This window comes from Sphingopyxis sp. Root154, assembly GCF_001427105.1.
Taxonomy (GTDB): Bacteria; Pseudomonadota; Alphaproteobacteria; order Sphingomonadales; family Sphingomonadaceae; genus Sphingopyxis.
Genome location: NZ_LMGI01000002.1, coordinates 2004262 through 2016518 on the forward strand (window position 1 = coordinate 2004262; position 12257 = coordinate 2016518).

Below are 12257 nucleotides of genomic sequence, written 5' to 3' on the forward strand. Positions count from 1 at the left end.
GGTTCTCGTGACGTCGCGGCGTCACAGGCTGAGCGCGGCGGCGAGCGAGAGCAGGAAACTCGTCACCGTCGCGACGATGATCGGCGCGAAACTGCGCCACCCCTGATCGAGCAACAGGTGGAGCCGCGCTTTCATCGCCGTGGCGACGATCGCGAGCAGCAGCAGCGCCTGTGCGCCCGTAGCAGCTGCGTCTTGCGCGATCTTGGGGATCGCGATCAGTGAATTGAGCGCCGCGACGCCAAGGAAACCGAGGATGAACCAAGGCAGACGCAGCGGAATGCGCTTCTTGCCGTCGCCTTCGCCGCTGCGGCCGAGCCAGAGCGCGACGAGCATCAGCATCGGCGCGAGCAGCGCGACGCGCGTCAGCTTGACGATCGTCGCGACCTCGCCCGCCGGCTGCGAGAAGGAAAAGCCGCCGCCGATCGCCTGCGCGACGTCATGGATCGACGCGCCGATCAGGAAGCCCGCCTGCGCATCGATCAGGCCCAGCTCGGCGGCAAGCACCGGGTAGAGTGTCATCGCGAGTGCGCTCGCGACGGTGATCCCGACAAGCGTCAGCGTGAAGCGTGCCTGGTCGACGCGCCGGTCGCCGATCAGCGAATAAAGCGCGAGCGCCGCCGATGCGCCGCAGATCGCGGTCGCGCCGCCCGCGAGCAACGCGGCGTGGCGATCCTGCGCGAACAGCCGCGCGCTCGCTACGGTGATGACGATGACCGCCAGCATGATCAACACAAGCAAGGCGAAAGGCAACGGTCCGAGTTCGACGAGCTGTTCGGCGGTGATCCGCGCGCCGACGAGCACGATCCCGACGCGCAGCGCGGTCTGCGACATCAGATCGAGCCCGGCGTGAGTGCGCTTGTCCTGCGACAGAAAGCTCATCGCGAGCCCGATCAGCAGCCCCATCAGCACCAGCGGCGCGGCATAATGGTCGGCGAGCCACGCCGCGGCGAGCGCGGCGATGGCGGTGACGAGGATGCCGGGCAGATAGTCGCGCCAGCGGCGCCGCGCGGGCGGATGCGCCTCGAGCTGCATCTCGCCATAAAGGTCGGCGGCCATCGGCCAGCTTTGTTCGGATGGCGTCACGCTATCTCCCCGATGTCCATGGCGCCGCTTTGCACATCGCTGCGCCGCGGTCGATAGGCCATTGCTGGCAAGGCACGGGCTTGCTAGAGGCCGCGCTCTATCAGCACCCGTAGCTCAGCTGGATAGAGCGCTGCCCTCCGAAGGCAGAGGCCAGGGGTTCGAATCCCTTCGGGTGCGCCAGATAGCTTCAACCGGCGGATTCAGCCGGGGGACTTCGAGGGAGACAGGCGCCGGATGTACGACCTGCTGGCCGGCCTGTCGGTGATCGAAGCTTCGTCCTTTGTCGCTTCTCCGACCGCCGGGCTTTACTGCGCACAAATGGGCGCCGAGGTGATCCGCGTCGACCAGATCGGCGGTGGTCCCGACTTTCGTCGCTGGCCGGTGACCGACGCCAATGATTCGCTCTATTGGGAAAATCTGAACCGCGCCAAAAAGTCGGTCGCGCTCGATCTCGGCCGGCCCGAGGGGCGCGAGTTGCTCCAGGCGCTGGTGCGCGCGACGGGGCAGTTCGTCACCAACTTTCCGGTGGGCGGCTTCCTGTCGCATGAAAAGCTGGCCGAGGGTCGGTCCGACCTGATCACCATCCGCGTGATGGGCTGGGCCGACGGATCGCCCGCGCTCGATTATACGGTGAACAACAGCGTCGGTTATCCGATGTTGACCGGCGCGGGCCCCGAGCCGGTCAACCATGTGCTGCCGGCGTGGGATTTGCTGACGGGCGCCTATGCCGCCTTTGCGCTGCTCGCGGCAATGCAGCGCCGCACCGCAACGGGCGAGGGCGGCGAGGTGCGCCTGCCGCTGTCCGATGTCGCGATCGGCACCGTCGCCAATCTCGGCGGGGTCGCCGAAATGCTCTATTCGGGTGCGAACCGCCCGCGCCTCGGCAACGCCGTTTACGGCCTGTTCGGGCGCGATTTTGTCACGGCGGACGGCCAGCGAACGATGATCGTCGTCGTCACCCCGCGCCAATGGGCCAATCTGATCGCCGCGCTGGGTCTCGCCGAAGCGATCGCGGCGATCGAGGCGGCGCGCGGCGTGTCCTTCGCGACCGACGACGGGCTGCGTTTCACGCATCGCGATGCGCTCTATCCGCTGTTCGAGGCGGCCATAGCAAGCCGCGATCATGCCGACCTGGCATCCGCCTTCGACGCGGGCGGCATCGTTCATTCGCCCTATCGCACGATGCACGACGCGGTGCAGGATCCGGCGCTGGTCGGCGACAATCCGATCTTCGGGCACGCCGACAATCCTAGCGGTTTCGCCTATCCCGCGGCGGGCGCCTTTGCGACATTGCCGCAGCAGGAACGCCAGCCGCCGCGTGCCGCGCCGCGCAACGGGCAGCACAGCGAGGAAATCCTGAGCGAGCGCCTGTCGCTTTCATCGGGTGAGCTTGCCCGGCTGATCGATGCCGGTATCGTCGGTATCGCCTGACCATGGAGAAATGAAGACATGACCCTGCGCCGCGCCGCCATCGTCGCCCCGATCCGCACCGCCGTCGGCAAGTTCGGCGGCAGCTTGTCCTCGATGACCGCGGGCGAACTCGGCGCGGTGATCCTGAAGGCGCTGGTTGAACGGACGAAGATCGACCCGGCGCATGTCGACGATGTCGTTTTCAGCCAAGGCTATGGCAATGGCGAGGCGCCGAGCATCGGCCACTGGTCGTGGCTCGCCGCCGGACTGCCGCTCGAAGTGCCGGGGTACCAGCTCGATCGCCGCTGCGGGTCGGGGCTGCAGGCGGTCGTCAACGCCGCGATGATGGTCCAGACGGGCATGTCCGACGTCGTCGTCGCGGGCGGCGTCGAATCGATGTCGAACGTCGAGCATTACAGCACCGACATTCGCAAGGGCGTGCGCGCTGGCAATCTGACGCTCCACGATCGGCTGACGCGCGGGCGCGTGATGTCGCAGCCGGTCGAGCGCTTCGGCGTCATCACCGGCATGATCGAGACCGCGGAAAACCTGGCGAAGGATTATGATATCAGCCGCGAGGCGTGCGACGCCTATGCGGTTCGCAGCCACCAGCGGGCGGCGGCGGCCTGGGCGAACGGCCTGTTCGACGACGAGCTGGTGCCGGTGTCGGTGCCGCAGAAAAAGGGCGATCCGGTGATCTTCGCGCACGACGAGGGCTATCGCGCCGACGCGACATTGGAAACGCTCGGCAAGCTGCGGCCGCTCGAGGGCGGCGTCGTCACCGCGGGCAATGCGAGCCAGCAGAATGACGCCGCGGCGGCATGCCTTGTCGTCGCCGAGGACAAGCTCGACGAACTCGGGCTTGAACCGATCGCCTGGTATCACAGCTCGGCCGCGGCGGGCTGCGACCCGAGCCGGATGGGGATCGGCCCGGTGCCCGCGGTCGAGCGGCTGTTCGCGCGCAATGGCCTTGGCTGGGACGACATCGACCTCGTCGAACTCAACGAAGCTTTCGCGCCGCAAGTGCTCGCGGTGCTCAAGGGCTGGGGCTGGTCCGATGATGACAGCCGCAACGAAATCCTCAACGTCAACGGCTCGGGCATCTCGCTCGGCCATCCGATCGGCGCCACCGGCGGGCGCATCCTCGCCAATTTGACGCGCGAGCTGGTGCGGCGCGACGGCCGCTACGGGCTGGAGACGATGTGCATCGGCGGCGGGCAGGGCATCGCCGCGATCTTCGAGCGCGCCGCCTGAACATGGCCGATCTGCGCGAGGCGCTGACGGCGGCGCAGGCCTATCGCGCCGCCGCTGAGACGGCGCTTGCCGAACGGCTGGCGCAGGCGCCGATCGACCGCGAACAGCGTGCGGCGCACGGCTTTGCGTGGGTCGCGACCACGGTGGCAGCGCTGGAGGCTGTGCTGAACTGGTACGAGTCCGGCCGGGAGACGAACCCGCTCGATGCGAAGATCGCGATGCTCGCCTTTGCCGAGGGGATCGGGCAGCTCGTCGGCGGGTTGCCGATGGGGCAGAATGAAATGTTCCGCCCGGCTGATCTCGGATTGAGCGGCGCCGCGCGAACGCTCGCCGATGCCTGCGCCGACCTGCTTGACGCCGATCATGCGGCGACGCGCGCCGAGGTCGCCGCCGCGCTCGTTGGCGGACATTGGCCGAGCGAGACGCTGCACGACGCCGATCTCGATTCGATCCGCGACCAGTTTCGTCGCTTCACCGATGCCGAGATCGTCCCGCACGCGCATCGCTGGCACCTCGCGAACGCACTGATCCCCGATGCGACGGTGCAGGCGATGGCCGACCTTGGCACCTTCGGCGTCTGCATTCCGGAGGAGTTTGGCGGGCTGGGCCTGTCGAAGCTGGTAATGTGCATCGTCACCGAGGAATTGTCGCGCGGCTGGATCGGCGCGGGCTCGCTCGGCACGCGGTCCGAGATCGCCGGCGAGCTGATCGCGACGGGCGGCACCGAGGCGCAAAAGGCCGAATGGCTGCCGCGGATCGCGAGCGGCGAAGTGCTGCCCACTGCGGTGTTCACCGAACCCGATGTCGGATCGGACCTCGGCTCGCTCCAGACGCGCGCGCGCCGCGAAGGCGCGACTTGGGTGATCGACGGTGCGAAGACCTGGATCACCCATGCCGCGCGCTCGGACCTGATGACCCTGCTCGCGCGCACCGTGCCCGACGCCAAGGGCTATGCCGGCCTGTCGATGCTGCTCGTCCCCAAGCCGCGCGGGACCGACGCGGAGGCCTTTCCCGCCGCCGGCATGAGCGGCAGCGAGATCGAGGTGCTCGGCTATCGCGGGATGCGCGAATATGCGCTGCAATTCGATGCGATGCCGGCGCCCGCCGACGCGCTGCTCGGCGGCGTCGAGGGGCAGGGGTTCAAGCAGCTCATGCGCACCTTCGAAGGCGCGCGTATCCAGACCGCCGCGCGCGCGGTCGGGATCGCGCGGCGCGCGCTCGAACTCGGGCTGGGCTATGCGCTGAACCGCAAGCAGTTCGGCAAGGCGATCGTCCACTTCCCGCGCGTCGCCGACAAGCTCGCGATGAGCCTCGTCGATTTCGTTACCGCGCGCGAGCTCAGCTATGCCGCGGCGCGTGCGAAGGACAGCGGCAAGCGCTGCGATATCGAGGCGGGCATGGCGAAGCTGCTCGCGGCGCGCGCCGCCTGGTCGAACGCCGACGCGAGCCTGCAAATCCACGGCGGCAATGGCTATGCGCTCGAATATGAGATCAGCCGCGTGCTCTGCGACGCGCGCATCCTCAACATTTTCGAGGGTGCCGCCGAAATTCAGGCGCAGGTGATCGCGCGCGGGCTGGTCGGCGGGCGCAACTAGAGCCAGAGCAGGGGCTGGCGGACAGGGAAGTTGCGTACGACCTCGCCGATAGTCGGGTCGGGGTTGAGGCGCTGCCAGAGGTCCAGCCAGTCGCGGCGTTTCCGCGCGAGGCCGCCGAAGAACAGGCTCGGCTGGCGCACCGGGAAGCCGTCCCAATATTCGATATCGGGCGGCAGCGGCCATTTCGCCTTGTTGGCGATGAAGGGTGCCATCCACGCGATCGCGCTGCCGATCGAGCGGCCGTCGTGCGTCTTCCAGCCGATCAGTTCGCTGCCGCCAAGCAGCCACGCCGAAGCGGCTAGGACGTCGAGGTTGAAGAGCGAATAGGCATAAGGTTTGGTGCGCGCGAGTTCGAGCGGCTGGCGGCCATCGGGCTCGATCTGCGTCGGGATGATTACGGTTTGAAGCCGGTTGCGGGCATCGGCTAGGATGTCCTCCCGGTCGAGCAGCGCAGCGAAGGACACCGCCTGCAGCAGCCAGCAGGTGCCGTGGTTGTTCTTTTCGTCGCGTTCGGTGGTGCCGAAGCGCGAGGTGGTGAGCCAGTTCAGATAGGCGGCAAACCAGCGCTCGACGCCCGCGCGGATCGCCGCATAGCCTGGTGCGTCTTTGCGCGCGAACAGCGCGGCGGCGCGCGCGACTTCGACGATCTGCAGCGTGTCGATCACCCCGATCGCGCGGCCGCTGTTCACGCCGATGATTGCCTGCGCGTGGTTGAGGTTCGGGTTCATCCGCGTTTTCGGATCGACGAACCACGCGTGAAGGTGGCGCACCGCGGCGCGCGCAAAGTGGGGCTCGCGCGTGAGATTCCACAAGGCTGCTAGCGCCGGCACGGTGCGACCGAAGGCGATCAATGCGTCGCGGTGGCCGTCGAACTTGTCGGGGTTCGAGCGGCCGTCGCGGCGCACATAGGGGCCGCCGGGGTTCGCCGGGTCGGGCCACCAATAATCGCCCTCGGAATAATAATCCTGCGGACCCGCGGGGCTGCGCGGCGCGGGGATCGCGGCGATGGTGCGCGGTTTGGCGCCGAGCAGGGCTGCGGCTTGCGGCAGCAGGCGGCGGCGCTCGATCGCGCGGATATCGAGTGCGCCGGGCCGCGGCCGCGCCCATGCTGCCGGCGCCATCAGCAGCGCGGTAAGGAGCAGGGAACGGCGCGCGATCATCCTCCGTCCTTACCGGGTGCGATAGCGCAGCAACAGGTCGCTGCCGACGATGCGCGGATAGGCGCCGGGGCCCCATGCATCGTCGGCGCGCACGAGCAGCGCGTCGAGCGTGTCGGCGGGCCAGCCTTGCTCCTTGTACGGCCAATCGGCGCCGTGGCCGCGATAGGCGGCGACATAGTCGGTCGCCTTGCGCAGCGAGCGGCCCTCCTCCTCGGTGCGGTAGAGGTCGATGCCGAGGCACGCCGCGCTATCGGCGACCGTATAGGCGGCACCCAGCGCGTAGAGCGAATAATGGAAGCTGCGCGTGCGGGTCAATTCCTCGGGCAGCGCACCCGATGCGTCGACCTGCCGCGCGAGTCGGGCCTTGGGAAAGGTTGAGACGATCTTTTGCGCGATGTCGGGCCTCCGCGCGAACAGCGCAAAACGCGCGACCTGCGCATCGTACCACAGGCCGTGGTTGTTCGACGCCTTGCCCTCGGCCTTGCCGTTCGGACTGCTCAGCATCCAGTCGAGATAGCGCGAAAACCAGCTTTCGAGCGCGGTCGTCTCGGCCGCCGTCAGCCCCCCCGACGGCGCGATCAGCCCCGCGGCGTCGATCGCGCCGATAAAGCTCCCGCCATCGAGCACGCCTTCGGGCCGGCCGTTCGAGACGCCGGGAACCGCCTGCGCAAAGTTCATGTTCGGGTTCATGGCGGTCGCGGGGTCGAGGAACCATGTGCGGATGACCCGCGCCGCGCCTTCGGCATATTTGCGGTCGCCGCTGTAATAATAGGCGAGCGCGAGCGTGTCGGCCTCGCGCGCCATGCGGCTGAGTGCCAGGCGGTCGAAGCGATTGCTTTCGATATCGGGATTGGTGTCGCCGTCGCGGCGCACATAAGCGCCCTTCGAATCGGCGGGGTTCGGCCACCAATAGCGCGCGAGGCTGACATAATCGTGGCGGTCGCCCGATACGGGGATGCTGCGCTTGTCCATCACCGACGCGGGCTTTGCCGCGAGCGCCTTGTCGGCGCGCGCGATCAACTCGCGGTAGGCGGCACCGATCGCCGCATCATTAGGCAGCGCCGCCTTGATCGCTTCGAGATCGGCGGGGCGCAGCGTGAAGGTACGGCGCCCGTCGAACGATGCCGAATAGCCCTCGCTCGCGTTGCAGGTGGAATCCGGGGAAAAAGCCGCCGCCGCGGACGGAAAATACGCGGCGGCGGCCAGGATAGCCCAAGGGAGTCGGGCTAAAGTCGCTGGCTTCACAGGCGGACCCGGAAGCCGAAGAAATATTGCGGGCCGCTGCGCGACACCTCGGCGATGCTGTCGTACCCGCCCTTGTACATGATATCCTGCGTGTTCGTGACGTTGAGCGCCTGCAGCTTGATCTGCACATTCTTGGTGAGATCATATTGCGCCGACAGGTTGAGATAGGTGCCGCCGCGGATCTCGCGGTTGGTGCCGCCGTTGGGCTTGTAATAGCCCGAGCGGTAACGAAGGTTGGCGCGGAGCGAGAGGCCCCATTTTTCGAACCACACCGATCCGCTTGCGGTCCATTTCGACAGCCCGATCAAATTTGCGGGGTCGACATAATCGGCGATCGGCGAGGTGTCGGGATATTCGAAATTGGCGAACGCGCGGTTGACCGATCCCTGGATGCCGAACCCGTCGAGCGGGTCGGGAAGCCAGGTGAAGGCATGGCTCGCGGTCGCCTCGACCCCATAGAGATGCCGCGTCTCGGCGTCGTTCGTCGGGGCCACCGGGGCGATGGTGACGGTTTCGGTCACCGGTGCGCCGCCGTCGCGGATCGTCGTGATCGTGACATCGGTGGGGATCGGCTCCTCGGCGCTGATCACCGTGCCTTTCGCCCATTTATAATAGCCCGCGACCGAGATCAGCGTGTCCTGTGAGGCGTAAAGCTCGAGGCTGGCGTCGAGGTTCCACGCGCGCAGCGGCTTGAGGTTCGGGTTGCCCGTCGTCGCGTTGAAGATGATATTGTTGACCCCCGTCGCCGACGTCGTCGGGTTGAGATTGACGCCTGCGCCGAAGCTTTCGATCCCCGAGCGCGCGATGGCGCGATAGGCGGCGAGGCGCAATTTGACCTCCTGCGACAGGTCGAAGGCGATGTTCGCCGACGGCAGGAAATAATTGTAGCTGCCTTTCACGCGGTTCGTTTCGAGTGGGCGGGTCGGGTCGACGCCGATCGAATAGGTATCGCCGACGCTGTCGATGACGATACGATAGGGCTGGCGGAACCCGATCGAGGTGATGTCGGTCTTGACCCAGCGCAGGCCGATATTGCCGCTGAACGGCACGTTGCCCGCATCGGATTCGAAATTCGCCATCGCATAGGCGGCGTAGATGCGTTCGGTGACGTCGATGTCGCTGGGGTCGCGGCCGTCGGCGGGGTAGGGCAGCGCATCGTCGCTGCCGGCAAAGGTGCGGAACAGGCAGTCGTTGTCGAAGGTCGCCCAGCGTGTGACGTTTGTCCCCATGCCCTTCATATAGGAGGAGGTGGTGAAGGGGACGCGGCACTGCTGGTTCGCCTGCGTGATCAGCTGCGCCGGCGTCTGGCCGTTGATGGCGGCCAGCGTGTTGAGGTCGTTGTTGCGCGCATTGTCGTTGGTGCGATTGTGGTCGGAGACCCGGCCACCGAATTTCACGCTGGTGACGAAGCCGTCGAGCTCGCGGTCGAGGTCGAGCCGCGCGGCCCAGATCCGGTCGGTGCGGTCGGTGACGAAGCGGCGCCGGGCATAGACCGCGTTGGCAGCGTTCGCGAGGAACAGATTGGGGTCGGTGATGTCGAAATTGTCGAATGCGACGACCGGCACGACATCGTCGCCCTCATAGGTCAGCGTATAGCCGACACGGCGCGTCGAGCGCATGCGCGTCTGCTTCTGCGTCTCGGTGCGGTGGCTGTTCGAATAGGAGGCGTCGAAGGCGACGTTCCAGCGGTCGGGCGACCAGATCAGGCTTAAACCGCCGCCCAGATATTCCTCGACGCGGCGGCGCGTTTCGAGCTGGTTTTCGAGGTTCGAATTGCCGCGATAGCTCATCAGCGCGCCGCGCGAATAGCCGTTGTCGCCGTTGCCGATGACCAGCGGCTGGACCCCGCGCAGCCCCTCGGTGATGCCGAGGACGTTGCGGTCCTCGAGGCTGTTGCGCTTTGAATATTGGCCGTCGATCGCGATTTCGAAATCGGGCGACGGGCGCCACTGGATCGCACCGATCAGCCCGTCGCGAACCTCGGAGGTCTGCTGGGTGCGGAAGCTGCGCGACGTATTGGCGAAATAGGCGGGGCCTCGCGTTTCGCCGACGACCACGGGCGGCGCGCCGGCGCTCGACGCAACCGAGCGTGGACCGGTCGCGAACGTACAATTCTGGCTGGCGCCCGCCGCGATCTGCGCGGCGGCGCTGCCGGTCAGCTGGAAGGGATTGTTCGCCGAGGTGTTGCAGAGCTGGAAGGTCGAATTGGCGTTGTAATAATCCTCGGGCGCGGTCGTGTCCTGCCGCTGGTAACCGATCGACACGCCGATATCGCCGAGCCCGGTTTCGAACTGGTCGGTGTAGGAGAAGTTCGCGCGATAGCCGAGGCCGTCGTGCTGATAGACGTCATTGTCCTGCGGCTGGAAATCGCCGCGCACCTCGAACTGGATGCGGCGCTTGCCATAGTCGAGCGGCTTCATCGACTTGAGTTCGATGATCCCGCCGACGCCGCCCTCGAGGAAGTCGGCGCGCTGGGTTTTATAGACGAGCACGCCGTTGACGAGTTCGGACGGGAATTGCTGGAAGGCAACCGAACGGTCGGGGCCGGCGGTCGACACCTCGCGCCCGTTGAAGGTCGAGAAGCTCAAGGTTGGGCCAAGGCCGCGCACCGACAGCTCGTTGGCGTTGCCCTTGAAGCGGTCGGCCGAGACGCCGACGATGCGTTCGAGTGTGTCGCCGACCGAATTATCAGGGGTCGCGCCGATCTCGTCGCTGACGAGGCCGTCGACGACGACGTCGGCGGCGCGCTTGAATTCGATCGAGCTGCGCTGTGTCGCGCGGGTGCCGGTGACGAGGATTTCGTCGCCGCCATCGACCGCCGCCGCCTGTTCGCCCTCGATTTCGGCGGGGGCTTCCTGTGCCTGGGCCGGCATCGCAGTAAATAGCGCAGCGGACGCCAGCAGGGCGGCGCGGGTCGGCAAGGCCGATAGTGACTTCATTTCCCTCTCCTTTTTGACGCCGCCTCTGGCGGCGGCACCGACCCGGTTGATACCGGTGTCAATTTTAGATGTAATACAACTTCTAAGATGTATGACAACTTTGAAAGAGTAAGTCAATCGCCCGCGTTATAGGGCGGCCACGGGCCGGTCACGGCGGACCGGCCCGTTTTATCAACGCTTTACGCGTTTTTTCGACAGGTCGTAGATCGCGGTGCCGGCGAGCAGATAGGCGCCGCTTCCGTAAAATTGCGTCTCTTTCGCCGACACGCTGTCGGGCCGGTCGCCGACCTGCTGGACCCAGCCGAGCATCCCGTCGGGCTGCACCGCGCGCTGCAGCGCATCCCATCCGCGCACCGCGGCGGGCTCGTATGTCGCGCGGTCGAGCAGGCCGTTGTCGACGCCCCACGCAAAGGCATAGGTGAAAAAGGCGGTGCCGCTCGATTCGGGCAGGGTGCCCGGATCCTGGTCGAGCAGCGAGGCGGGCCAATAGCCGTCGGCCTTTTGCAGCGTCACGAGTTTCGCCGACATGTCCTTGAACAATTTCTCGTAAATCGGCCGCTTCGGATCTGTCTTGTCCATCACCTGCAGCATCCGCACGATGCCGCCCATGACCCAGCCGTTGCCGCGGCTCCAGAACAGTTTGCGTCCTTTGGCGTCGCGCATGTCGAAAAAGCGGCTGTCGCGGAAATAGAGCTGCTCCGACGGATCGAAGAGATAGTCGGTCGTCGCCTTGAACTCCTCGTGCGCGAAATCGGCGTAGCGTTTGTCACCGGTCGCTTTCGACAGCCGTAGCAAGGTCGGCGGCGCCATGAACAGCGCGTCGCACCAGCACCAGCGGTCGGTGCATGTCGACGTGCCCTTGCCCGGTGCGACGGGAATGAATTCGAGGCCGATCGTCGGGCGATTGGCGAGGACATTGTCGAAATAAGCTTTCGTTGGCGCGATCACGCCCTTGCCCGCACCATTGCGCGCCGCCCACAACCACGCCTGCCCGATCAGCTGGTCGTCGGCGTGATAGGCGAGGTCGCCAAGCTGCCATTTCTCGGCGCGGCCGAGGTCGAGCAACGGTTGGGCATATCTTTTGTCGCGGCTCGCCAACTCGGTCAGCGCGACCCAGAAGGTCGCCTGTTGCCAGTCGCGCACTTCCTGCACGCTCTTGCGCGCGGCAGGCATCGTCGCCCAGTTGGTGCGGTTCGCGAGCTGCCAGTCGGCGACGCGCCGGGTCTGCGCGAGGATCGCAGCGGGCTGGGGCATCGCGGGTTCGGCCGACGCCACCGCGGCGACCGGGGCGGTCATCATCAGGGCAAAAAAGCTCAGCGGCATGTCATATCCTTTGCGGCAAAAGCGGGTGACCAGCGAAAGGAGGCACGTTCCGGCCTGATCTTGCCAGAGGTCGCGTGCACCGCCCGCATGGTGCTGGGCGACGGCGTCCGCTGCGGCAGGCATGTGATGACCGAACGGCGCGCGCCTGCGGCAGGCGGGGTGCATCTGGCGCTGCGCATCGCGTTTCCTCTCCATGGAGGTGCCGGCCTTTTACCTTGACACCGGTGACATATGTCTTTCCTTTTGGG

General features: G+C 66.5%; 8 protein-coding genes and 1 tRNA gene. 4 read left to right on the forward strand and 5 right to left on the reverse strand.

Annotation, left to right across the window (positions count from 1 at the left end):
• Positions 1-21: 21 nt before the first annotated feature.
• Entirely contained in the window at positions 22-1056 is a 1035-nt protein-coding gene (locus ASD73_RS15165; RefSeq protein ID WP_056373188.1) for a YeiH family protein, read from the reverse strand.
• Between the two features lie 130 nt (positions 1057-1186).
• Between ASD73_RS15165 and ASD73_RS15170 the strand changes: the two genes are divergently transcribed.
• The 4 genes from ASD73_RS15170 (at position 1187) to ASD73_RS15185 (ending at position 5342) form a co-directional block, all read left to right on the forward strand.
• Positions 1187-1263, forward strand: a tRNA-Arg gene (locus tag ASD73_RS15170).
• A gap of 54 nt (positions 1264-1317) precedes the next feature.
• Positions 1318-2514, forward strand: a complete 1197-nt coding sequence (locus ASD73_RS15175; protein WP_056373189.1) for a CoA transferase — start codon at positions 1318-1320, stop codon at positions 2512-2514.
• Between the two features lie 18 nt (positions 2515-2532).
• Positions 2533-3747, forward strand: coding sequence for an acetyl-CoA C-acetyltransferase (locus ASD73_RS15180; RefSeq protein ID WP_056373190.1), 1215 nt, complete (start codon positions 2533-2535; stop codon positions 3745-3747).
• Positions 3748-3749: 2 nt separating this feature from the next.
• Positions 3750-5342, forward strand: coding sequence for an acyl-CoA dehydrogenase family protein (locus tag ASD73_RS15185; RefSeq protein WP_056373191.1), 1593 nt, complete (start codon positions 3750-3752; stop codon positions 5340-5342).
• Here ASD73_RS15185 and ASD73_RS15190 read toward each other — a convergent pair.
• From ASD73_RS15190 to ASD73_RS15205, 4 genes are all read right to left on the reverse strand, one after another.
• A complete protein-coding gene (locus tag ASD73_RS15190; protein ID WP_056373192.1) occupies positions 5339-6502 on the reverse strand; it encodes an alginate lyase family protein in 1164 nt (387 codons plus the stop codon). The genes ASD73_RS15185 and ASD73_RS15190 overlap by 4 nt on opposite strands.
• Positions 6503-6511: 9 nt before the next feature.
• On the reverse strand, positions 6512-7747 hold the full coding sequence (locus tag ASD73_RS15195; RefSeq protein ID WP_056373193.1) for an alginate lyase family protein: 1236 nt from the start codon (positions 7745-7747) through the stop codon (positions 6512-6514).
• Complete coding sequence (locus ASD73_RS15200; protein ID WP_082521566.1) at positions 7744-10686, reverse strand: TonB-dependent receptor; 2943 nt, start codon at positions 10684-10686, stop codon at positions 7744-7746. The genes ASD73_RS15195 and ASD73_RS15200 overlap by 4 nt, the downstream gene beginning before the upstream one ends.
• 171 nt (positions 10687-10857) lie before the next feature.
• Positions 10858-12204 carry a glycoside hydrolase family 88/105 protein gene (locus tag ASD73_RS15205; protein WP_235534450.1) on the reverse strand — a complete coding sequence of 449 codons (1347 nt, stop codon included), beginning with the start codon at positions 12202-12204 and terminating at the stop codon, positions 10858-10860.
• Positions 12205-12257 lie beyond the last annotated feature (53 nt).

What these genes read in the sequence shown, in the direction of transcription:
- ASD73_RS15165 (WP_056373188.1), bottom strand. Translation starts at nt 1,056, where the DNA reads ATGGCCGCCGACCTTTATGGCGAGATGCAGCTCGAGGCGCATCCGCCC.
- ASD73_RS15175 (WP_056373189.1), top strand. Translation starts at nt 1,318, where the DNA reads ATGTACGACCTGCTGGCCGGCCTGTCGGTGATCGAAGCTTCGTCCTTT.
- ASD73_RS15180 (WP_056373190.1), top strand. Translation starts at nt 2,533, where the DNA reads ATGACCCTGCGCCGCGCCGCCATCGTCGCCCCGATCCGCACCGCCGTC.
- ASD73_RS15185 (WP_056373191.1), top strand. Translation starts at nt 3,750, where the DNA reads ATGGCCGATCTGCGCGAGGCGCTGACGGCGGCGCAGGCCTATCGCGCC.
- ASD73_RS15190 (WP_056373192.1), bottom strand. Translation starts at nt 6,502, where the DNA reads ATGATCGCGCGCCGTTCCCTGCTCCTTACCGCGCTGCTGATGGCGCCG.
- ASD73_RS15200 (WP_082521566.1), bottom strand. Translation starts at nt 10,686, where the DNA reads ATGAAGTCACTATCGGCCTTGCCGACCCGCGCCGCCCTGCTGGCGTCC.
- ASD73_RS15205 (WP_235534450.1), bottom strand. Translation starts at nt 12,204, where the DNA reads ATGGAGAGGAAACGCGATGCGCAGCGCCAGATGCACCCCGCCTGCCGC.